Below are 22,061 nucleotides of genomic sequence, written 5' to 3'. Positions count from 1 at the left end.
ACATGGCTTTATTTATTCCACAGACACTAAATACACGCAGCGGCGAGAGCCGGAAAGAATATGTTCAGTTCGCTCAACGGGTGCCTGTAATGCTTGGCGAAAGACATCCAATTCAGCTCGGCAGAAACCCTGACATGTGGCGGCAGCCGCACAAATAGGGCAATGATTTTCAATCAGCAAAATCGACCCATCGGGCTGAGTTTGGCTCTCTGCCATATACCCTTCCCGCGTTCGAATAGCCACCAGCCTTTGCACCCGTTCATCAATACTCTTGGCCCCTTCCATTGCCAAACAATACTGCTCACGGGTTTCATCCTCACGAGTCTCAATCAGTAAATTAAGCGCTTGTTCGCCTAATTTTGTACGCACCATTCGCAATAATTGCACTGTTAACTCGCCGTGAGTATCAGGAAACCGAGTGTTCGCAGCATCAGTCAACTGCCAAAGTTGGATAGGTCGCCCAACACCTTTCGCCTGCGCAACAGCAACAACCAGCCCTTCTTTTGCTAATTTGACGAATTGCTGTCGGGCCGCTTCTCCCGTCGTTCCCAGAATTTTGCCCGCATCCGTCGCTTGCAAAGGGCCGCGAGTCTTTAGCAACAACAGCAAACGTTCGGCGACAGACTGCGGCTGGCGAGTCGAACTATCGATATTCATATCTTCCCCAGTATCGTTAGTGCGTTTTTTATTTTTAATGATTTATTGCCAGCATAACATTTAACAAGCATATGCTTGACTTATTGTTAGTAACTGACCTAACTTATTCCAAGAATTTACTTGTTTAACTTTACCGCAACAACAATCTCAACTCAATAACCAGATCTCTGGCAGGATGGAAACGTGATAATGAATGATGCAAGCCGATGGAGTGATTTGTTCTCCGGTAAAAATGCGGCTTTTGCTATAGCTCTGTCGGGTGGTGTTGTTTTACATGCCATCAATATCTACATCGCGACGACTATTTTGCCTTCCGTGGTGCTGGAGATTAATGGCCTTAACCTCTACGCCTGGAATACTACCCTATTTGTCACCGCCTCTATTCTTGGCTCCGCGCTTTCTGCTCGGTTACTCAGCGGTTACGGTGCACGTAGCGCATATTTGTTTGCCTCGCTGACCTTTATGCTGGGCAGTGCTCTGTGTGCTATGGCTCCCAATATGCCTTTTATGTTAGTTGGCAGAACGGTACAAGGTTTAGGAGGGGGGTTCCTGTTTGCTCTCTCTTACGCCATGATTAATCTGGTATTTGTGCAGTCATTATGGCCAAGAGCAATGGCACTGATTTCGGGGATGTGGGGAGTTGCGACCCTTATTGGTCCGGCGATTGGCGGTATATTTGCAGAGATGGACGCTTGGCGCTTTGCTTTCTGGACTTTACTACCAGTGACGCTAATTTATGCCGTTTTTACTTGGCGCATCCTGCCCGCGGGTAAATCCAATACGGCAGCCACCTCAGCGTTACCCATCACCCAATTAGTGCTATTAACGGCGATCGTGCTGACCATTTCCGCTAGCAGCATTGCCAGCAGTGGTCTGACGAATTTAGCCGGGATTGTATTAGCCACCTTGCTGCTAATCCTATTACTGCGCATCGAATCCCGGGCAACTTCACGTTTGCTGCCCAAGGGAGCATTGCGCCTTAACTCCCCGTTGGCAGCACTTTATATCACGGTTTCTCTACTGGCTATCGGCATTACCTGCGAGATTTTCGTTCCTTATTTCCTCCAAACGCTGCACGGTCAGTCACCCCTTATTTCCGGTTATATTGCGGCCACAATGGCCGCGGGCTGGACTATTTCTGAGGTTACCAGCGCGGGTTGGAAAAAAGCAGGTGTTCGTTGGGCGATTATCAGCGGCCCCATTATTGTTCTGATAGGGATAGTAGCACTGTCTATCCTGATGCCGGCGAGTTCGCTGGGTGGCTGGCAACATATGGGGCCGATTGCTATCTCACTGACGTTGGTTGGGTTCGGTATTGGTTTTGGCTGGCCACATCTGTTGACCCGCATTCTGCAAGTGGCTGCTGAAGAAGATAAAGATATCGCTGGGGCGTCAATTACCACGGTACAGATGTTTGCCACCGCGGTGGGCGCGGCCATCGCCGGGATGGTGGCTAACCTCTCCGGGTTAAATGCCCCCAGAGGTGTCGCAGGTGCAGAAAATACAGCTCACTGGCTTTTTGCCCTGTATGCCATTGCCCCAGCACTGGCAATTGTGACGGCGATCCGCTGCGCGTCTATCCGCTCACATACCCTTTCAGTTAAAAACACCATCAGTAACGAAGCTCAATAAAACGATATAACCAACCGGCCAAAGCGGGTTGGTTTTTTCATTCGCTGTAACATTATGAGGGTGATTAGCGCTTGATCCCACCGTGGTGATCACTGTTATGCTGGCTTTAATCCCACCCCGTCATGGAGTTGCACTTGTGATGAAGCCTTCCATTGTTCTGTACAAAAGTATTCCCGCCGATCTACACCAGCGTTTAGAGCAACATTTCACAGTAAACAGTTTTGATGGCTTATCGCCGGAGAATCAGCCCGCACTCTTATCAGCCCTGCAAAAAGCGGAGGGGCTTATTGGTTCCGGTGGCAAGATTGATCATGCTTTTTTGCAATTAGCGCCGCACTTACGTGCCGCCTCCACCATTTCTGTTGGCTATGATAATTTTGATGTGGACGCCCTAAATCAGCGTGGTGTTGCATTGATGCACACACCAACGGTACTAACGGAAACGGTGGCTGACACCATGATGGCATTGGTGCTCGCGAGTGCTCGCCGTGTCGTGGAGCTGGCTGAACGCGTGAAAGCCGGCGAGTGGCAAGACAGTGTTGGTGAGGATTGGTATGGCGTGGATGTGCACCACAAAACCATCGGTATCCTCGGCATGGGCCGGATTGGTATGGCGCTGGCTCAACGCGCACACTTTGGTTTTAATATGCCTGTGCTGTACACCAGCCGTCGCCCACATGAAGAAGCGGAAAAGCGCTTTGGTGCTCGGCGTTGTTCACTGGACACCTTACTGGCTGAGGTTGATTTTCTCTGTATTACACTGCCGATGACCGAGCAGACTTATCATATGATTAGCCGTGAGCAGTTAGCCAAAATGAAGCCCAGCGCCATTTTGATCAATGCTGGCCGTGGGCCGGTGGTTGATGAACAGGCGCTGATAGCTGCCCTGCAAGATGGCACAATTCATGCCGCCGGGCTGGATGTCTTTGAGCAAGAACCACTGCCAGTGGATTCACCCCTACTCAAATTGCGGAATGTGGTTGCCGTGCCACATATTGGATCTGCAACTACAGAGACCCGCTACAACATGGCCGCCTGCGCCGTGGATAACTTGATTGCCGCACTAACCGGCACCGTCACAGAAAACTGTGTAAACCCGCAAGTGTTAAAAAAGCAGTAAGTTAAAGAAATCCTAAACAGAATAAATAATTCTAATGGCCTGCTTGCAGGCCAAATCTCCCTCCTCCATCCTCCTCCTCCCTGTAAAAACGGCGCAAGGATGAGGCTATTTATTCACCAACCGGCACACTGCTCTTTATAAAATTTTATCTCTTTTCAGACCCAAGGAAGATGTGTCATGAAGCATCATCTCAGCCTCTCTATGCTCCTCCTTATATCACCAGCAGTGATGGCTAACTGGTCACTACAGCATTTCCCGGCATTTACTGAGCAAGATAGCGGGGTTTTTGTCAGCAGCAGTGCGCTAACCAAAGGTGAATATTCGCTCAAGTTTTATCAAAATAAGCAGTGTTGGCAACCCACTGGTCCTGTAAAACTGAATCAGACGTTTTCACTGCAACCTTGCCAGAATCAGACCGATATTCAGTGGCGACTGTTCCGCGATGGTCAGTATCAGGTGCGCATTGATACGCGCAGCGGCACCCCAACACTCACCTTAAATATCAAAGAGCCAGTAGTCGAAGCTATCAGTGTCGTGGCACACAGCTGTCAGCGCTGGGATGGTAAACCCGTAACCCTTAATGTGAGCAAAACTTTTGCTGAAGGTGAAATGGTACGGGAGTTCTACTCCGGTCAAATCGCGAAAGTTTCTCTTGGAAAAATCACACTGCAACCCAGCCCGGAGAGTGGCGGTTTACTGCTGCTGGAATCAGCGCAAACTCAGCAAGCCGCACCATTCAGTTGGCAGAATGCCACCGTCTATTTTGCGCTGACGGATCGATTCAAAAATGGCAATCCAGCTAATGACCACAGCTATGGTCGCCATGGCGATGGTATGCAGGAAATCGGGACTTTTCATGGTGGGGATCTGGCTGGATTAACGGAAAAACTTGATTATCTGCAACAACTTGGCGTCAATGCATTATGGATAAGCTCACCACTGGAGCAAATCCACGGCTGGGTTGGGGGAGGCACCAAAGGCGACTTCCCACATTATGCCTACCATGGCTATTATGGGCTGGATTGGACACGTCTGGATGCCAATATGGGCACCGAGAAAGAGCTGCACAATCTGGTTGAACAAGCCCACAAACGCGGCATTCGCATTCTCTTTGATGTGGTAATGAATCACGTCGGATACGCCACCTTGGCCGATATGCAAAGTTATCAGTTTGGTGCCCTTTATCTGCAAAACGATCAGTTAGAAAAAACCTTGGGTAAAAACTGGACAGACTGGACTCCCGGTAAAGGACAAACTTGGCATAGTTTTAATGATTACATCAATTTTAGTGATAAAACCGCGTGGGATAATTGGTGGGGCAAGAAGTGGATCCGCACCGATATTGGTGATTATGACTCCCCCGGCTATGACGATTTAACCATGTCGTTAGCTTTCCTGCCGGACATCAAAACAGAATCGACCCAACCCAGTGGTCTGCCCGTATTTTACCGCCACAAACCGGATACCGCAGCACGGGAAATCCCCGGGGCCACACCGCGAGATTACCTCACACAATGGTTGAGCCAATGGGTTCGTGATTATGGTATCGACGGTTTTCGGGTTGATACCGCCAAACATGTTGAGAAACCCGCCTGGCAACAGCTTAAGCAGCAAACTACCGCAGCACTGGCAGCCTGGAAAGCGGCTCATCCTGATCAAGCGCTGGATGACTTGCCGTTCTGGATGACAGGAGAAGCCTGGGGTCATGGGGTAATGAAGAGCGATTACTACCAAAATGGCTTCGATGCCATGATTAACTTTGATTTTCAGGATCAAGCCAAACAGGCACTAACGTGCTTCTCATCCATTGATGGTACTTATCAACAAATGGCGGATAAGCTGCAAGGTTTCAATGTATTGAGTTACATTTCATCTCATGATACTCGGCTATTTTTTAAAGACGATGCACAACAGTCTTTGGTGAAACAGCAACGGGCGGGTGATCTGCTACTGCTGGCACCGGGAGCAGTGCAAATTTTCTATGGTGATGAAAGTGGGCGAGAATTTGGCCCAACGGGGTCTGACCCATTGCAGGGCACGCGTTCTGATATGAACTGGAATGAGCTGACCGGCGCCAAAGGTGCACTATTGGCACATTGGCAGAAAGTCAGCCAATTCCGCGCCCGTCACCCCGCCATTGGTGCTGGGGTGCAGCAATCCCAGCAAACGGCTGATTATTATGCCTTTAGTCGCCAACACCAAGGCGATAAAGTGCTGGTCGTTTGGGTTGGCGACAAAAAAGAGTGAATTAGCGTATTATTCCGCAAAAACACTTCATGCCGATATTTTCACGCGGCAGGAAGAAATCTTTCCGCATTGCACCCGCTTTTATCTGCGAGTATGGTACTTGTTCACTTACGGATAACAATAAATTTTCATCTTATGAAGTTCTCACTTTTCGGCGACAAATTTACCCGCTATGCGGGTATTACCAGACTGATGGACGACCTCAACGACGGCCTAAGAACCCCCGGTTCAATCATGCTTGGCGGGGGTAATCCGGCACATATCCCTGAGATGGATGCTTATTTCCAGCAACTGTGTCAGGAGATGCTGGAGCGCGGTCAACTGACCGAAGCGTTGTGCAATTATGATGGGCCACAAGGCAAAGATTTGCTGCTAAAAGCGCTGGCAAAAATGCTACGTGACGAGCTAGGTTGGCAAATTGAGCCACAGAATATTGCACTGACAAATGGTAGCCAAAGTGCATTTTTCTACTTATTTAATTTATTCGCTGGCCGCTACGCTGATGGTAGCCGTCGCCGAGTATTATTCCCACTCGCACCTGAGTATCTTGGTTACGCTGACGCGGGTCTGGATGAAGACCTATTTGTCTCTGCCAAACCTAATATTGAGTTACTGCCAGAAGGCCAATTCAAGTATCACGTTGATTTCGAGCACCTCAATATTACCGATGATATTGGGCTTATCTGTGTCTCGCGGCCGACCAACCCGACCGGTAATGTTATTACTGATGAAGAGTTAATCCGCCTTGATGCTATTGCTCAACAGCGTGATATTCCGCTATTGATTGATAATGCCTATGGTGTCCCCTTCCCCGGCATTATTTTTACTGAGGCAACACCGCTGTGGAACCCGAACATTATCCTGTGCATGAGTTTGTCAAAACTTGGCCTACCGGGATCGCGTTGTGGGATTGTGATTGCTGATGAGAAAGTGATTTCTGCTATCACCAACATGAATGGCATTATCAGTTTATCACCGGGCAGCATGGGGCCAGCTATCGCCGCGGAAATGATTGAACGCGGTGATTTATTACGTCTATCCAACGAAGTGATTCGTCCCTTCTATTTTGATCGGGTGCAGCAGACCATCGCTATTTTGCGTCGATATCTCCCACCTGAGCGCTGTCTTATCCACAAACCAGAGGGGGCTATCTTCCTGTGGTTATGGTTTAAAGATTTGCCGATCAGTACCGAGTTGCTCTATCAGCGCCTGAAAAAACGTGGCGTGTTGATGGTGCCCGGCCACTACTTCTTTCCCGGACTGGGATATGACTGGCCGCACACCCACCAGTGTATGCGAATGAACTATGTGCCGGAACCTGAGCAGATCGAAAAAGGGGTAGCCATTTTAGCGGAAGAAATTGAGCTGGCGTTTCAGGGAGCGGAGTGATTTCTCGAAAGCAATTAACTCATCCCCTGCGGACTTGAGCCCGCAGGGGATGAGTTAGCTACATCGTAGTCCAAAACAGTACCGCCAAAATCTGTGGCGACATTATTCGTAAGAACATCGCCAACGGATAAACGGTGGCATAAGACAGCGCCGCCGCACCGCTGGTTGGGTGTAAGCCATTAGCAAATGCTAGCGCCGGAGGATCGGTCATTGACCCGGCGAGCATGCCGCACAATGTCAGATAGTTCATCTTGACCAGCATGCGCGCCAGAATACCCACCGTCAGTAATGGTATCCCCGTTATCATCGCGCCATAACCAATCCACGCCAGTCCATCGCCATTTACCAGCGTATTGATAAAATCACCGCCGGATTTCAACCCAACCACGGACAAGAACAGCACAATCCCCAGCTCCCGCAACGCCAAGTTGGCACTCGGTGGCATAAACCAATACAACTTCCCAATGCTACCAATACGTCCAAGAATTAATGCCACAACTAGCGGGCCACCCGCCAAGCCTAAACGCAATGCTGCCGGAAACCCCGGTATAAAGAGCGGAATAGATCCTAATAACACTCCCAACCCAACGCCGATAAAGACCGGCAGCATTTGCACTTGTTGCAGTTTCTGTTGTGCGTTACCAACCACAGCCGAGACTGCCTCAATCGCTTCCGGGCGACCAACCAAATTAAGGATGTCACCGAATTGCAGACTCGCGCTATTACTGGCAACCAGCTCAATGCCCGCACGATTCAGACGGGTAATAACCACGTCATACTTTTGCTTCAAGTTAAGGTCACGAATTTTTTTACCCAACACCGCCTCGTTGGTGACCACCACGCGGGCTGTTTGCAGCGTGGTACCGGCGGTAGACAATGTGACATCGACCTCTTCCCCCACCACCAGCCGCACTTTCTCCAAAGCATCACGCTGCCCCACTAAATGCAGATAGTCCCCCAGCTCAATGACGGTGGCTGGCAACGGCACCATCAGTAAATCTCCTCGTTTTAACCGAGAGCAGACCACTTCATCACTGTTGAGCAGCGGCACATCCTGCACGGATAAACCATTCAAATTAGGGTTACGCACCGCCACGTTCATGGTCTGGAGCAATTCACGGTTTTGCCCGTGGCTGCTATCAAAATCTTTCGCTTCACGATCGACGTTGATTTTAAAGAATAAACGGATCAGCCACATCACAAGCAAAATGCCACAAATACCAAATGGATAGGCCATGGCATAGCCCATCCCCATTTGGCTGACCAATTGAGGTGGTGAACCTAAATCAGTGAGAATTTGCTGTGCCGCCCCGAGTGCTGGGGTGTTAGTGACTGCACCGGAAAATACGCCCAAAATAATAGGCAGTGGCACAGCGAACAATTTATGGATAATTGCCGTGACTAACCCACCAACAATCACCATCAGAATGGCAAAACAGTTGAGTCGTAGCCCTGATACCCGCAGTGAAGAGAAGAAACCCGGTCCCACCTGAATACCGATAGTGTAAACAAACAGAATCAGACCAAATTCTTGGATGAAATGCAGCATGTCCCCATTGAGTACCAGCTGATATGTTTGTGCAAAATGGCCCACAATAATGCCACCAAAGAGCACTCCGCCAATACCTAACCCCACACCATAGATTTTCCAATTACCGATCCATAACCCCAATACGGCGACCAGCGCCAACATACTGACGGTAAGGGCGATAGCACTCATAAATCACTTCCTTGCCTAAGTTTAAAAACGGGTCGGCCATGTGGAATATCGCTCATGTCATACATGGCCTTAAATTCTTACAATTAGTAAGGATTCTGTCAGAAGGGGGGGCGGTTGAATGTGGGATGCACCACAAAATGCACCGGAGAGCGGGGAATCTCTCCGGTGAAAAAATTAACAGATAAAAAGCATGACGCTAAAAGGACACAACAAGGAGAGGGTAAATCTTACCGGCACCCCGGAGAGAGGTGCCGGTCATCATAATTACTGCTGTTCACTTGTCGCCGGATTATCTAATACCGGGCGCTCTTGAGGTGCAGCACTGCCGATACTAATGCGCTGTGGTTGCAACGCTTCTGGCACTTGGCGCAGCAAATCAATGTGCAGCAGGCCATTCTCAAATTGAGCATTATCAACATTCAGATGCTCAGCCAGAGTGAAGGTCAATGAAAACTCTTTACGAATCAGACCTTGATGCAGGTATTCAACCTGTTTTTCCGCTGGTGTTGGCTTACCGCGAACAGTTAAACGCGGGCCTTCAACTTCAATATCCAGTTCGCTCTGTTTAAAACCGGCTAATGCCAGTGAGATGCGATAGTGATTATCGTCAGTTTTCTCAATATTGTATGGGGGGAACCCCTGAGCATCCTGACCGCCCTGCATTGAGCTGGCTAATTTATCAAAACCAATCCACTGACGAAGCAAAGGTGACAAATCATAATTACGCATAAATATAACTCCTTCTTTGAAGCGAGATAAGATAATAAACAGTCACGAATTTTCGATATAAAAAACCCTAACGCAAAATGCTGGCGTTATATTATTTTTCACTCTCAATTCGTCACCGGTTAGCCCCCGATTACGGCAGGCCAAACTCCGTATTAATAATGCGACTAGCTCACATTATTCAGCAAATTACTTAATTTCAATACGACGTGGTTTTAAGCTTTCTGGTACTAACCGCTCCAGATCGATATACAGCAACCCATTCACTAAGTTGGCACCTTTGATTTTAATATGCTCTGCCAACTGGAATTTCCGCTCGAAATTACGTTCAGCGATACCTTGGTATAAATAGGTTTTCTGTGCAGGTTCACCAGCGTGAGCACCACGAACAATCAACATATTATCTTGTGTGGACACGTCCAGTTCCTGCTCTGCAAAGCCTGCCACCGCGATAGCAATGCGGTAGTTGTTTTCGTCGACCAATTCGACGTTATAAGGAGGATAACCGCCATTGCTTTGGTTCTGGCCGGATTCTAATAAATTAAATAACCGGTCAAAGCCGATAGCTGAACGATAGAGTGGTGCAAGCTCGGAATTACGCATAAAGACTGCCTCCTAAATATATTAGCAAGGGTGTTATCATATTTTCTATTAAGCCTTCCACCAAGGACAGGCTTGTGGTCCGAATACCCTGTCGGCGTATTCTTTCTGACCTGATAATAAAATGGGTCCTACCTTTTTCTTTTCAAGAGCAAAATCAAAAAAAATTTAAGGAAAAAATCCTAATCAGATGTTTATTAATATAATAATTCGATAAATGCGTTGCCATAACTTACACTTAAAAGCTGTTACGCCAGAAGATTGAATCTTTGACCATAGGAACTGTCTGTAAGAGGGTATGAAAATCGTGACAAAACCTGATACTGATAGCAAATGAGTTCATATAACCTATTTATCAATACTGACCCTATAGCCTGATAATCGCCCGGTATGATGAGAGCTGAATAAAATAATGAGAAATACAGTTATCCCTTTTGTTACCGGCTGTTCGCTACTTTTATCTAGCGGATGCTCCAGCATTATGACGCACACGAGCAGCAGTCAAGGTTATTACTCAGGTACAGAAGCCAATGTGGCCATGCTCAAAGATGACAATACCGGCTGGGCATTGCGCCCCTTGCTGGCAGTGGATCTACCATTCTCTGCGGTAATGGATACCCTGCTACTACCCTATGATTATTTACGTTCTGACAGTGAGGATAAAATGGCCAACTCACCGCGTGAACGTGTCCGCCAGTCTGAAACTGAAAATCAGACGGCAACGGCTCCACCACAATAACCCATACCCTTCTCCGTTATATTCGCAGCGCTCTTACCAATGTAAAAGCGCTAGCCGCTCACTCAGGCACATGTACGGTAAAGATTTGAGTGAATCCGTCTATTTCCCGCATGAATGCAATTTGAGTTCCATCCGGTGAAAATACCACTGCATCCGCCAATGGTGCCACAGCACTTCGCGCGGTTAACCGCTGTAATTGGCCGGTTGTGCTATCACACAGCATCACACTGTTATCACTAACAAATGCCAAACAATGGCCTTGTGGATGCCAACTAAAAGCCGATTGAATCCCCTGCTCAGTCAATGTTAGCTGCCGTGGTTCCCCCCCATTTGGTGAAACCAACCACATCTGCACTATGCCGCTATCATCCTTCATCAGACAAGCAATGGCACTGCCGTCAGGTGATGCGCGCAGCCAGTGCCGAGGGCTGGTGGCAAGACCGGGGAAGCGCCGCTCGGCAGTAAACGTTATTCGCCGCTGACTGACGCCCATAGGTGGGGCTGGCAACGTGGTTTTCGTTCCCTCAAGTGGCTCTGCCCCAGCTTTAGCATAATCCCTATCATGCTCAGGTAAATCGGCAATATAGATTTCTGGAATTTTTTCACCTTGTGCCGAAAGCGTATCGCCAATAAATGCCAGCGCCCAACGCTGGCGGCGGCCATCGGCCTTCATATAACCTTGCGTACCGACCCACCCCTCTTCATAAGCACGGTTTATCTGGTCACTGCCCGCCTGTGGCGTAGGTGTAGTGCGAGTGACTAACACACAGAAATGACTACCATCATATTCCCGCGGATGTTGTTTGGGTGGGTTGACACCATGTAACGGTAGAGCCACCCCCACATTGCGGCAATCCAACGCGGGATCTAACTCGTGCAATACGTGGTCGTTATAGGTAAAACTCAGGCGACTGCCATCAGGGCTAAAAACATGCACATGGCTACCACCACGTAATGCGCCAGCTGTATAAGGTGCGCTAATATCCATGGCATCCAGTGTCACCGCCAGTTCCCTGTCCGGTTCTGTCACAATCACCCCTCGGCGATGATGAAAATCATAATGCCAGTGGCTATCCGGATGCTCTGGCCCGTGGATAAACACATAACGTGCAGGCTCGTCCGGACTTACCGTCACCACACCCACATGCGCCCCCTGCTGGGCTCGATAAATAACTTCAATATGACGAGTTGAGCAATTAACTCGCTCAATGGTTAAGCCACTGAACGTACTGCCGTTAGGCCGCACATCATACGCCAGCCACTGGCTATCCGGTGTCCAGACATTGATATTGGTCAGTTGATGGCCCCTGGGAGCAAAGGTGAGTTGTTGTTCGTGAAAGGCCATACTGACTCCGGAGACGATTGTGTTAGCGATTATTCATTACGCTAAATTATATCACCCCCACTTCCCATTAATGTAAAAGCGAGTTGGCAATTATCAATAGCATTTTAGAAAAAAAAGTCTAATATGGATTTTAAATTCCAGAAAAAGTCCCCTCAATGCTTAACCGATGCCAGCCCATTGCCGATGCAATAGCCACACTGTTCTCCCCCTATGCAGAAGTTGCTATTCACGACTTAACCAGCCAGAAACTGGTTTATGTCGCTAATAACTATTCACAAAGGGAATTGGGGGAAGACTCCAATCTCAGTGATCTGCAATTTGACCAACACTCGCAGGTCATCGGCCCATACCAAAAGCGTAACTGGGATGGTCGGCAATTGCGCTCAATAAGCACCGTGCTGCGAGACGACACAGGGCAACCAGTCGGTCTGCTGTGTATTAATCTGGATATTACCGTCTTTGAAAGTGCCAAAGCGGCGCTGGATATGTTCCTATCGGGACATCAATTACAGCCCCAGCCTGATGTCTTGTTCCAAGATGATTGGCAGGAACGGATCAACACTTACACTCATCACTGGCTTCAACAGCAGCAACTGACACTGGCGACGTTAAACAGTGTCAGCCGCCGTAAGCTCATTGAGGCGCTTTATCAGCAGGGAGCATTTAACGGCAAAAATGCCGCAGGCTATGTCGCAAAAATCCTTAATATTGGCCGGGCTACCGTTTACAACCAGTTGAAAAACATCAAAAACAACTGAAAATTTAAAGGAACCGCTATGAATACGCTATTCGATGCCATCAAAGAGGCCCACCAAGTATTGCGCCCACAAGTGAGAGTGACACCACTGGAGTACAGCCCACTGCTGACTCTGCACAGTGGTTGTGAAATCTATCTCAAATGTGAGCATCTGCAACACACCGGTTCTTTTAAATTTCGCGGGGCCAGTAACAAACTGCGTTTACTTACTGACGAGCAGCGCCAACAGGGAGTAATCACTGCTTCTACCGGTAATCATGGTCAGGCGATGGCTCTGGCGGGGAAACTGGCGGGAGTGAAATCCACAATTTATGCGCCCGAGCAAGCCGCAGCTATCAAGTTAGAGGCTATCCGCGCCTTAGGGGGTCATATTGAACTGATTCCTGGAGATGCATTAAATGCAGAACTGGCGGCGGGTGCTGCCGCGCAACAGCAAGATAAAGTCTATATTTCCCCTTATAACGATAAGCAGGTCATTGCCGGACAAGGCACTTGTGGTATGGAGATGGTTGAGCAACAACCTGATCTTGATGCCGTTTTTGTGGCGGTGGGCGGCGGTGGCCTAATTTCCGGTATTGCGACGGTATTAAAGAAACTCTCTGATAAAACGCAGGTGATAGGTTGCTGGCCAGCCAATGCAACCAGCATGTATACCTGCCTGGAAAGAGGTCAAATTCAGGATGTTGCCGAGCAAGAGACACTGTCCGATGGCACTGCGGGCGGGGTCGAGCCGGGTGCTATCACCTTTGCGCTGTGCCAACAGCTAATTGACCAAAAAGTGCTGGTGAGCGAGCAGGAAATTAAAGAAGCCATGCGTTTAATTGCCCGCACTGACCGCTGGATGATCGAAGGGGCCGCAGGTGTCGCTTTAGCCGCCGCGCTAAAACTGGCACCACAGTGGCAAGGTAAAAAAGTCGCGGTAGTGCTATGCGGGAAAAATATCGTACTGGAAAAATATCTGGGGGCCGTCAGCGAATGATTATCCTGAGTAAACAGCAAATTCTCGACAAGTTCGACGCTGATGCCATCACCTTGCTGCTCAAAGACGGTTTTATTGCTTTCAGCCAAAAGCAGGTACAAATGCCCCCAGTACAACATTTACTGTTTGAGCAAGCCAATGGTGATTGCTGTATTAAAAGTGGCTATTTACAGGGTGACAAGCTGTTTGTGGTAAAGGTCTCAAGCGGTTTTTATCATAACCCCGCTCAGGGTCTTGCCAGTAATCAGGGAGTGATGATGGCATTTTCTGCACAAACGGGCGAGCCACAAGCCCTGCTATTGGATGAAGGCTGGCTAACCGCGCTACGTACCGCGCTCGCCGGGCGTATTGCTGCCGAACTTTGTGCGCCACGAAATATTCGTGCTATCGGCATCGTTGGTACAGGTATGCAGGCACGCCTGCATCTGATGTACCTGAAAAGTGTCATTTCATGTCGCCAGCTATGGGTCTGGGGGCGCAGTGAAACGGCATTAGAGGAATATCGGCAATATGCTCAAGCGGAAGGTTTTGACGTTAATACCACACAAAATGCCGCAGAGTTAGCCCGTCACTGCCAATTGATCGTCACCACCACACCAAGCCGGGAAGCCATTTTGCATGCCGTGGATATTCAGCCCGGCACTCACATTACCGCTGTCGGAGCCGATGGCGCAGGCAAGCATGAGTTAGCGCCTGATTTAGTCGCAAAAGCCGATAAAATATTGGTGGACTCATGGGAGCAATGCACTGAATTTGGTGAAATTTCTCAAGCATTCCAGCGAGGAATGTTAGCCCATTATTCCTTGACTGAAATTGGGGTGGCTTTAGCGCAAAACGGGCCTTTTAGAAATAACGATCAGCAGATTACCTTGGCTGATTTAACCGGTTTGGGCATTCAAGATGTGCAAATTGTGAAAGGCATTTTAGAATAATCTCGCCACCTGATTTAGGCTGATATCCTCACTGTTGAGGCCGATAAACAGCATTTATCGGCCTCAACAAAATTAAATGACAAACTTCTCAATAGCCATCGCCACACCATCTTCGCTGTTGGTTCCGGTCACAAACTGCGCGATTTCTTTCAGTTCAGGAATGGCATTTCCCATCGCCACACCCACACCAGCATAATTGACCATGGCGATATCATTGCCCTGATCACCTAGAGCCATGACATTCTCTTGCGCGATGCCCAAATGCTCTGCCAGCATTTTTACCCCCGTTCCCTTATCAACCCGCTTACTCAAAATCTCTAGGTAAAAAGGCGCACTCTTCATGATGGTGAAGCGCTCAAAAGCCTCGGCAGGCATCATCTCTAATGCATGATCCAGTTTTTCAGGCTCATCAATCATCATCACTTTTGGGAAGCGCAGTGTTGGGTCCATCTCTTCTACCGCGCGGTACTTCAATGGAATACCGGTCAACATCACTTCGTGCAGAGTATATTTACTGATATCTTTGTTTGCGGTGTATAAGGTATCAAAATCAAAAGCTTGGAAACTCACCCCCATTTTACGTGATAAAGCCTCAAAATAGAGATAGTCTTCAAAACTGATCGTTTCCTGCAAAATACATTCACCGGTCGCTGCTTTTTGTACCAAAGCACCGTTATTGCTGATGCAATAATCACCGCTACCTTCCATATTCAGCTCACGCAGATAACGTTGAACCCCGATATAAGGGCGTCCCGTCGCCAGTACCACACAAACACCTTTCTCACGAGCAGCGGCAATCGCCTGTTTTACCCGTGGGGTCACTTCATGCTGTGGATTAAGCAACGTGCCATCCATATCAATAGCGATCAGTTCAATAGCCATAAGGCCCTCATTTATATTTAACTCATAACCGATGCTAACGCGATATTGCGATCAGATTCTAATGAGTCCGTGCGCCGCATCAGTACCACAGAGAAAGGAATTCCGAATTGCGTCCTATCCACGCAAAAAAAACCCAGAGACAGCTTCCTGCTCCGGGCTTTCTATCAGACAATAATCAATCTGATCAATTAGATATCGATATTCGCTGCACGCAGCGCATTCTCTTCGATAAAGGCACGACGAGGTTCAACCGCATCACCCATCAGAGTGGTGAATAATTGGTCTGCTGCAATAGCGTCTTTAACCATCACACGCAGCATACGGCGGCCTTCTGGATCCATGGTGGTTTCCCACAATTGTTCCGGGTTCATCTCGCCCAACCCTTTATAGCGTTGGATTGCCAGACCACGACGAGACTCTTTCACCAACCACTCTAACGCGCCTTCAAAGCTGGAAACCGGTACACGGCGGTCACCACGCTCAACAAAAGCACCTTCTTCAATCAGGTCTCGCAGTTTGTCGCCGAGCAGACAGATTTTGCGATACTCACCACCGTGGATGAAATCAAAGTCCAGCTCATAATCCGTATCAACCCCGTGGGTACGAATACGTAATATTGGCTCGAACAATTGACGCTCACGGTTTTCGCGCACCACTGAACTGTAGCTGCTGCCGTGCTGTTCTTTTTCATTCAGCATGGACACCAGCGAATCAATCCACTGCGTCACAACCTCTTTATTGGTTAAATCTTCTTCTTTCAGCGTTGGCTGATAAATCAGGTTATTCAGCAAAGCACGCGGATAACGGCGTTCCATACGCGCGATGGTTTTCTGTACGCTGTAATGTTCAGCAACCAGTCGCTCTAATGGCTCACCGGACAATGCAGGCGCATGTTCATTGATGTGCAATGCTGCCCCATCCAATGCCAATGTCATCTGATACTGTTCCATCGCATCATCATCTTTGATGTATTGCTCTTGCTTGCCTTTCTTCACTTTATACAATGGCGGTTGAGCGATATAGACATGACCGCGCTCAATAATTTCCGGCATTTGGCGATAGAAGAACGTCAGCAGCAAAGTACGGATGTGTGAACCATCCACGTCGGCATCGGTCATGATGATGATGCTGTGATAGCGCAGTTTGTCCGGGTTATATTCATCCCGACCAATACCGCAGCCCAACGCAGTAATCAGGGTGGCAACTTCTTGTGAAGAAAGCATTTTGTCAAAACGCGCTTTCTCAACGTTCAGAATTTTACCTTTCAGCGGCAAAATCGCCTGATTCTTACGGTTACGGCCTTGCTTCGCAGAGCCGCCCGCAGAGTCCCCTTCCACTAAGTAGAGCTCGGACAATGCAGGGTCACGTTCTTGGCAGTCAGCTAACTTACCTGGCAAGCCACCTAAATCCAACGCCCCTTTACGACGGGTCATTTCACGAGCTTTACGCGCCGCTTCACGGGCACGGGCTGCATCGATAATTTTACCGACGACGATTTTGGCGTCAGTCGGGTTTTCCAGCAGATACTCAACCAGCTTCTCGTTCATCAGCGTTTCAACCGCCGTTTTCACCTCAGAAGAAACCAATTTATCTTTGGTCTGTGAGGAGAATTTAGGGTCTGGCACTTTCACGGAAACCACAGCAATCAGGCCTTCACGGGCATCGTCACCGGTTGCACTGATTTTCGCTTTTTTACTGTAGCCTTCTTTATCCATGTAGCTGTTCAGAGTACGGGTCATTGCCGTACGGAAGCCCACTAAGTGAGTTCCCCCATCACGCTGCGGAATGTTGTTGGTGAAACAGTAAATGTTTTCTTGGAAACCGTCGTTCCACTGTAAGGCCACTTCTACGCCGATATCGTCTTTCACGGTGGAGAAATAGAACACTTTCGGGTGGATCGGGTTTTTATTTTTGTTCAAATACTCAACAAACGCCTTAATACCGCCTTCATAGTGGAAGTGGTCTTCTTTATCGTTACGTTTGTCTCTTAGTTTGATGGAAACCCCAGAGTTCAGGAACGACAGCTCACGCAGACGTTTAGCTAGGATTTCATATTGGAATTCAGTGTTATTGGTGAAGGTCTGGAAACTCGGCCAGAAGCGCACGGTTGTCCCGGTTTGATCGGTTTCACCCACCACTTTCAGTGGTGCCTGCGGCACACCCATTCTGTAAGTCTGCTCGTGAACTTTACCTTCACGGCGGATCACCAGCTCCAGTTTTTCAGACAAGGCGTTAACAACCGACACACCTACGCCATGCAGACCGCCGGAAACTTTGTACGAGTTATCGTCAAATTTACCACCAGCATGCAACACAGTCATGATGACCTCTGCCGCCGATACCCCTTCCTCGTCATGCATGCCGGTTGGGATACCACGACCATCATCCTGTACGGAAACGGAGTTATCCGAATGGATGGTCACCACAATCTCTTTACAGTGACCCGCGAGGGCTTCGTCGATAGCGTTATCCACAACCTCGAATACCATGTGGTGCAGACCGGTACCGTCATCAGTATCACCGATATACATGCCCGGACGCTTACGAACCGCATCCAGCCCTTTTAATACCTTGATACTTGAGGAGTCATAAGTATTCGACATCAACGTTTCTCGCTCATTTTTAATCCTGTGGTTGAACCTCTATTTTGCCATGTTCCACACGGAACATCTTGCCCTTTTCGCCCACCATGTCAGTCACTTGTTCAGCGCTCACTGCGCTGACAAAAACCTGTGCCTGAGTCGCCTTTAAACGCTCGGCTAATAATCGACGACGACCGGTGTCTAATTCGGAAGCAAAATCGTCAAGCAGATACAGGCAACGCCGCCCGCTCTGTCGGGTGAGAAACTCACCCTGCGCTAACCGCAGTGCGCACATCAGCAACTTCAGCTGACCGCGCGATAGCAAATCTTCTACCGGCGTACCATCGGCCCGAATGCGAAAATCCGCTTTATGTGGCCCGACGGCGGTATAGGTTAGCGCTCTGTCACGCTCAAACTGGCGTTCCAGCAACTCACCATAGTCACTCTCTTTATCCCAGCCGCGCTGGAAAGAGAAACTCAGGGCGAACTCTGGCAGGAACAGGGCGCATGTAGCTGAAATATCTGCCGCAATTGCATCACTGTATGCCGCCCGCCACTCACTAATACGTTCAGCCAGCGGGATAATTTCTTGATCCCAAGCCCGGATTTGCGCATAGCGACTAACCTGGCGCAGCGCGGCGTTACGCTGCTTAAGTAATCTTTTAAGATTGCTCCAGGCCGTAAAAAAACCGGGTTCATTATGAAAGCAACCCCAGTCCAAAAAAGCGCGCCGAAACTTTGGCCCACCATTCAATAACGTAAAACCCTCAGGGGTAATCAGTTGCATCGGCAGCATTTGTGCCAATTCAGCCACTTTATGGCCATCAGTGCCATCAATGCGCACTTTGGTATCACCCTGCCGGCTTTTGCTCAATCCCACGGACGATTCGCGCTCATTGGCATCAACCCGACCATGTAAAACAAACTCAGCACATTCATGACGAATCACACGACCGGCCTGTAAACTTCGAAAAGCGCGACCATGGCCAAGGGTATAAATCGCCTCCAACACACTGGTTTTACCACTGCCGTTGGGGCCGACTAAAAAATTAAAACCCGACGCCAGCGCTAAGTCTGCCGATTCAATGTTGCGAAAATCTTTTATCAGTAAACGCGTCAACGCCATGAAACTGCTTCTTATTCTTGTATCCCTGACCTCGGGCGTAATTGTCGCAGACAGATTGGGCGCAGACAGCGCACTGTCACCGGAGCGTACTTCAGCTCAATCCCAAGCTGGCAAGTAAAATAACCCGCTATAGATCACAGACGCATTGGCATGACAACATAAGCTGCAGCCTGGCTCGCCCCATCTTCAATCTGCACACTCGATACCGAGTCGGTCAGTAATAGGTTCACATCTTCGCATTTGAGCGCATTCAGCACATCAAGCACATAGCTGACGTTGAAACCGATCTCCATTTCCGCCCCATCGTAGCTAACATCAAGAATCTCTTCCGCTTCTTCCTGCTCAGGGTTATTAGCGGTGATTTTAAGCTGATTTTGGCTAACATACAGCCGCACGCCACGAAACTTCTCGTTAGACAAAATGGCGGCGCGAGAAAAGGCCTGTTTCAGTAAATCACAGCTTGCCTGTAGCGTTTTATCAGGATTTTTCGGCAAGACACGACGGTAATCCGGGAAGCGGCCATCAACCAGCTTCGAGGTGAAAATGAAGTCACCCACATGTGCGCGGATATTGTTGCTGCCGATTTGTAGCTTCAGCGGTGTATCTCCGCCATCCAGCAATCTCACCAACTCCATCACACCTTTACGCGGCACGATCACCGAATGTGAAGGTAACGTCTGGCCCACTGGCATTGAACAAACCGCCAACCGGTGACCATCAGTTGCGACAGTACGCAGCTCTTCGCCTTCAGTCTCAAACAGCATGCCGTTCAAGTAATAGCGCACATCCTGATGGGCCATTGAGAACTGGGTAGACTCAATCAGACGTTTCAATGTTGCTTGCGGTAAAGTGAATTCAACTTCACTCTGCCAGTCATCCAGATTCGGGAAATCTGCCGCAGGTAAAGTAGACAGCGAGAAACGACTACGGCCAGAACGCACCAGTAGGCGATCACCATCTAATGCAACGGTAATTTCAGCCCCTTCCGGCAACCCGCGCCAGATATCAAAAAACTTCCGTGCAGGCACTGTCGTTGCACCCTGAGTATGGGGCTGAGACAGCGCCACGCGCGCGACCATCTCCATTTCTAAATCGGTGCCGGTCAGCAGCAAAGAGTCTTCAGTGACTTGCAACAACAAGTTACCCAAAATTGGCAACGTAGGACGTCCACCCAGCGGGCTACTGACCTGTTGCAGCGGTTTTAGCAGATGCTCACGTTCAATGATAAATTTCATAGCGCTAGGAGGATAATGTTCTGATTAAGTTAGAGAAATCTTCTTTGATGTCGTGGCTTTCCTCACGCAATTGCTCAATCTTGCGGCAAGCATGCAACACCGTGGTATGGTCGCGGCCACCAAACGCATCGCCGATTTCAGGCAGGCTGTGGTTGGTTAACTCTTTCGCCAGTGCCATCGCCATTTGGCGTGGACGGGCCACCGAACGGGAACGCCGTTTGGAGAGCAGGTCAGCGACCTTAATTTTATAATATTCAGCAACTGTCTTTTGAATATTATCGATAGTAACCAGCTTTTCCTGCAATGCCAGCAAGTCACGCAGAGCTTCACGAACAAAATCTATCGTGATGGCCCGGCCCGTAAAATTGGCATTGGCGATCACCCGATTCAATGCCCCTTCCAGTTCACGAACATTGGAACGCAGACGCTTGGCAATAAAGAACGCAACCTCACCCGGCAAGCGAATATCATTTTCATCCGCTTTCTTCATCAGTATCGCGACACGGGTTTCCAGTTCCGGCGGCTCAATTGCCACCGTCAGGCCCCAGCCAAAGCGCGATTTCAGACGATCTTCTACCCCGTTGATCTCTTTTGGATAGCGATCTGAGGTCAAAATGATCTGCTGATTGCCTTCCAGCAAGGCATTAAAGGTGTGGAAAAATTCTTCCTGAGAACGCTCTTTATTGGCAAAGAACTGAATATCATCGATTAATAATGCATCAACCGAACGATAATAGCGCTTAAATTCTTCTATTGCGTTGTTTTGCAAGGCTTTAACCATATCCTGTACAAAACGCTCCGAATGCATATACACCACTTTGGCATTGGCTTTACGCGCCATGATGCCATTCCCTACTGCGTGTAACAGGTGGGTTTTACCCAAGCCTGTTCCGCCATAAAGGAATAGGGGGTTATACGCACCACCCGGATTATCAGCAACCTGACGTGCAGCAGCACGCGCCAGTTGGTTAGATTTACCTTCAACGAAGTTATCAAATGTGTGCTTAGGGTTCACATTCGAACGGTAAGAAAGTTCAGGCTGCGCGGGCGAACTGTCCCAACTCGGACGCACAGGGGCACTGCGGGTAACCGGAGCAACAGGCGCGCTAACACTGGCTGTCACTGGATGACTGTGTGCTCTTACCGCCGGTTTGCTGCCCACTTCAAAACGCAGCAAAGGCACTTCGGTGCCACAGAAATCATTCAGCAAGCCATTGATATTGTTTAAGTACTTATCACGGACCCAGTCCAGTACAAAACGATTAGGTGCGTAAAGCGCCAGAGTATTGTCACTCAGTTCCGCCTGTAGGGGGCGTATCCACATACTAAATTCTGTGGCAGGTAACTCATCCTGCAATCGGGCAAGACACTGCTGCCAAAGCGAAAGTGACAC

Annotated in this window: 18 protein-coding genes; 8 read left to right on the top strand and 10 right to left on the bottom strand. The window is 48.9% G+C overall.

Annotated elements, in window-relative coordinates; genetic code table 11:
- Window positions 1-12: 12 nt before the first annotated feature.
- The gene (locus ACIOG0_RS00090; RefSeq protein ID WP_050099384.1) at window positions 13-657 is read right to left on the bottom strand and encodes a metalloregulator ArsR/SmtB family transcription factor; all 645 of its coding nucleotides are present in this window, start codon (window positions 655-657) and stop codon (window positions 13-15) included.
- Between the two features lie 189 nt (window positions 658-846).
- Here ACIOG0_RS00090 and ACIOG0_RS00085 point away from each other — a divergent pair, with 189 nt between their 5' ends.
- The 4 genes from ACIOG0_RS00085 to ACIOG0_RS00070 all read left to right on the top strand — a co-directional run bounded on the left by ACIOG0_RS00085 (window position 847) and on the right by ACIOG0_RS00070 (window position 7,045).
- The gene (locus ACIOG0_RS00085; protein WP_404704910.1) at window positions 847-2,289 is read left to right on the top strand and encodes an MFS transporter; all 1,443 of its coding nucleotides are present in this window, start codon (window positions 847-849) and stop codon (window positions 2,287-2,289) included.
- A 139-nt stretch (window positions 2,290-2,428) separates the two neighbouring features.
- The gene (gene ghrB / locus ACIOG0_RS00080; RefSeq protein WP_050099614.1) at window positions 2,429-3,409 is read left to right on the top strand and encodes a glyoxylate/hydroxypyruvate reductase GhrB; all 981 of its coding nucleotides are present in this window, start codon (window positions 2,429-2,431) and stop codon (window positions 3,407-3,409) included.
- Window positions 3,410-3,586: 177 nt separating this feature from the next.
- Window positions 3,587-5,656 (top strand): alpha-amylase, encoded by a 2,070-nt coding sequence (locus ACIOG0_RS00075; protein WP_128451714.1) that lies wholly within the window; start codon window positions 3,587-3,589, stop codon window positions 5,654-5,656.
- 135 nt (window positions 5,657-5,791) lie between these two features.
- Window positions 5,792-7,045, top strand: coding sequence for a valine--pyruvate transaminase (locus ACIOG0_RS00070; protein WP_050295620.1), 1,254 nt, complete (start codon window positions 5,792-5,794; stop codon window positions 7,043-7,045).
- A 58-nt stretch (window positions 7,046-7,103) separates the two neighbouring features.
- Here the strand turns inward: ACIOG0_RS00070 and ACIOG0_RS00065 are convergent, their stop codons facing one another.
- From ACIOG0_RS00065 to ibpA, 3 genes are all read right to left on the bottom strand, one after another.
- A complete protein-coding gene (locus tag ACIOG0_RS00065; protein ID WP_050099376.1) occupies window positions 7,104-8,765 on the bottom strand; it encodes a putative transporter in 1,662 nt (553 codons plus the stop codon).
- Window positions 8,766-9,029: 264 nt separating this feature from the next.
- Window positions 9,030-9,494, bottom strand: coding sequence for a small heat shock chaperone IbpB (gene ibpB / locus ACIOG0_RS00060; protein ID WP_050099375.1), 465 nt, complete (start codon window positions 9,492-9,494; stop codon window positions 9,030-9,032).
- Between the two features lie 186 nt (window positions 9,495-9,680).
- Window positions 9,681-10,094, bottom strand: a complete 414-nt coding sequence (gene ibpA, locus ACIOG0_RS00055; RefSeq protein ID WP_050099374.1) for a small heat shock chaperone IbpA — start codon at window positions 10,092-10,094, stop codon at window positions 9,681-9,683.
- Window positions 10,095-10,503: 409 nt separating this feature from the next.
- Between ibpA and ACIOG0_RS00050 the strand changes: the two genes are divergently transcribed.
- Window positions 10,504-10,830 carry a YceK/YidQ family lipoprotein gene (locus ACIOG0_RS00050; protein ID WP_050099372.1) on the top strand — a complete coding sequence of 109 codons (327 nt, stop codon included), beginning with the start codon at window positions 10,504-10,506 and terminating at the stop codon, window positions 10,828-10,830.
- Window positions 10,831-10,888: 58 nt separating this feature from the next.
- Here the strand turns inward: ACIOG0_RS00050 and ACIOG0_RS00045 are convergent, their stop codons facing one another.
- Entirely contained in the window at window positions 10,889-12,175 is a 1,287-nt protein-coding gene (locus ACIOG0_RS00045; protein ID WP_050295617.1) for a DUF3748 domain-containing protein, read from the bottom strand.
- 155 nt (window positions 12,176-12,330) lie between these two features.
- On the opposite strand from ACIOG0_RS00045, the gene ACIOG0_RS00040 reads away from it, so the two are divergent.
- The 3 genes from ACIOG0_RS00040 to ACIOG0_RS00030 are packed head-to-tail and all read left to right on the top strand — an operon-like array spanning window position 12,331 to window position 14,843.
- Window positions 12,331-12,933 carry a transcriptional regulator gene (locus tag ACIOG0_RS00040; RefSeq protein ID WP_050099368.1) on the top strand — a complete coding sequence of 201 codons (603 nt, stop codon included), beginning with the start codon at window positions 12,331-12,333 and terminating at the stop codon, window positions 12,931-12,933.
- Window positions 12,934-12,951: 18 nt separating this feature from the next.
- The gene (locus ACIOG0_RS00035; RefSeq protein WP_050140085.1) at window positions 12,952-13,911 is read left to right on the top strand and encodes a threonine/serine dehydratase; all 960 of its coding nucleotides are present in this window, start codon (window positions 12,952-12,954) and stop codon (window positions 13,909-13,911) included.
- Window positions 13,908-14,843 (top strand): ornithine cyclodeaminase family protein, encoded by a 936-nt coding sequence (locus tag ACIOG0_RS00030; protein WP_128451713.1) that lies wholly within the window; start codon window positions 13,908-13,910, stop codon window positions 14,841-14,843. The genes ACIOG0_RS00035 and ACIOG0_RS00030 overlap by 4 nt, the downstream gene beginning before the upstream one ends.
- Window positions 14,844-14,915: 72 nt before the next feature.
- Here ACIOG0_RS00030 and yidA read toward each other — a convergent pair whose 3' ends face one another.
- The 5 genes from yidA to dnaA form a co-directional block, all read right to left on the bottom strand.
- On the bottom strand, window positions 14,916-15,725 hold the full coding sequence (yidA, locus tag ACIOG0_RS00025) for a sugar-phosphatase (RefSeq protein ID WP_050099363.1): 810 nt from the start codon (window positions 15,723-15,725) through the stop codon (window positions 14,916-14,918).
- A gap of 188 nt (window positions 15,726-15,913) precedes the next feature.
- Window positions 15,914-18,328 (bottom strand): DNA topoisomerase (ATP-hydrolyzing) subunit B, encoded by a 2,415-nt coding sequence (gyrB, locus tag ACIOG0_RS00020; RefSeq protein WP_050099361.1) that lies wholly within the window; start codon window positions 18,326-18,328, stop codon window positions 15,914-15,916.
- A gap of 19 nt (window positions 18,329-18,347) precedes the next feature.
- The gene (recF, locus tag ACIOG0_RS00015; protein WP_050099358.1) at window positions 18,348-19,433 is read right to left on the bottom strand and encodes a DNA replication/repair protein RecF; all 1,086 of its coding nucleotides are present in this window, start codon (window positions 19,431-19,433) and stop codon (window positions 18,348-18,350) included.
- 134 nt (window positions 19,434-19,567) lie between these two features.
- Complete coding sequence (gene dnaN, locus ACIOG0_RS00010) at window positions 19,568-20,668, bottom strand: DNA polymerase III subunit beta (protein ID WP_050140086.1); 1,101 nt, start codon at window positions 20,666-20,668, stop codon at window positions 19,568-19,570.
- A gap of 4 nt (window positions 20,669-20,672) precedes the next feature.
- A complete protein-coding gene (dnaA, locus tag ACIOG0_RS00005; protein ID WP_050099354.1) occupies window positions 20,673-22,061 on the bottom strand; it encodes a chromosomal replication initiator protein DnaA in 1,389 nt (462 codons plus the stop codon).

Source organism: Yersinia vastinensis, from assembly GCF_044905075.1.
Classification (GTDB): domain Bacteria; phylum Pseudomonadota; class Gammaproteobacteria; order Enterobacterales; family Enterobacteriaceae; genus Yersinia; species Yersinia vastinensis.
The sequence above is the reverse complement of the archived record's forward strand: the minus strand, read 5'-3'. Positions and strand labels throughout refer to the sequence as shown.

What these genes read in the sequence shown, in the direction of transcription:
- ACIOG0_RS00030 (WP_128451713.1), top strand. Translation starts at nt 13,908, where the DNA reads ATGATTATCCTGAGTAAACAGCAAATTCTCGACAAGTTCGACGCTGAT.
- ACIOG0_RS00050 (WP_050099372.1), top strand. Translation starts at nt 10,504, where the DNA reads ATGAGAAATACAGTTATCCCTTTTGTTACCGGCTGTTCGCTACTTTTA.
- ACIOG0_RS00065 (WP_050099376.1), bottom strand. Translation starts at nt 8,765, where the DNA reads ATGAGTGCTATCGCCCTTACCGTCAGTATGTTGGCGCTGGTCGCCGTA.
- yidA (WP_050099363.1), bottom strand. Translation starts at nt 15,725, where the DNA reads ATGGCTATTGAACTGATCGCTATTGATATGGATGGCACGTTGCTTAAT.
- gyrB (WP_050099361.1), bottom strand. Translation starts at nt 18,328, where the DNA reads ATGTCGAATACTTATGACTCCTCAAGTATCAAGGTATTAAAAGGGCTG.
- ACIOG0_RS00085 (WP_404704910.1), top strand. Translation starts at nt 847, where the DNA reads ATGAATGATGCAAGCCGATGGAGTGATTTGTTCTCCGGTAAAAATGCG.
- ACIOG0_RS00070 (WP_050295620.1), top strand. Translation starts at nt 5,792, where the DNA reads ATGAAGTTCTCACTTTTCGGCGACAAATTTACCCGCTATGCGGGTATT.
- ACIOG0_RS00040 (WP_050099368.1), top strand. Translation starts at nt 12,331, where the DNA reads ATGCTTAACCGATGCCAGCCCATTGCCGATGCAATAGCCACACTGTTC.
- ibpB (WP_050099375.1), bottom strand. Translation starts at nt 9,494, where the DNA reads ATGCGTAATTATGATTTGTCACCTTTGCTTCGTCAGTGGATTGGTTTT.
- recF (WP_050099358.1), bottom strand. Translation starts at nt 19,433, where the DNA reads ATGGCGTTGACGCGTTTACTGATAAAAGATTTTCGCAACATTGAATCG.
- ACIOG0_RS00075 (WP_128451714.1), top strand. Translation starts at nt 3,587, where the DNA reads ATGAAGCATCATCTCAGCCTCTCTATGCTCCTCCTTATATCACCAGCA.
- dnaN (WP_050140086.1), bottom strand. Translation starts at nt 20,668, where the DNA reads ATGAAATTTATCATTGAACGTGAGCATCTGCTAAAACCGCTGCAACAG.
- ACIOG0_RS00045 (WP_050295617.1), bottom strand. Translation starts at nt 12,175, where the DNA reads ATGGCCTTTCACGAACAACAACTCACCTTTGCTCCCAGGGGCCATCAA.
- ACIOG0_RS00090 (WP_050099384.1), bottom strand. Translation starts at nt 657, where the DNA reads ATGAATATCGATAGTTCGACTCGCCAGCCGCAGTCTGTCGCCGAACGT.
- ACIOG0_RS00035 (WP_050140085.1), top strand. Translation starts at nt 12,952, where the DNA reads ATGAATACGCTATTCGATGCCATCAAAGAGGCCCACCAAGTATTGCGC.
- ibpA (WP_050099374.1), bottom strand. Translation starts at nt 10,094, where the DNA reads ATGCGTAATTCCGAGCTTGCACCACTCTATCGTTCAGCTATCGGCTTT.
- ghrB (WP_050099614.1), top strand. Translation starts at nt 2,429, where the DNA reads ATGAAGCCTTCCATTGTTCTGTACAAAAGTATTCCCGCCGATCTACAC.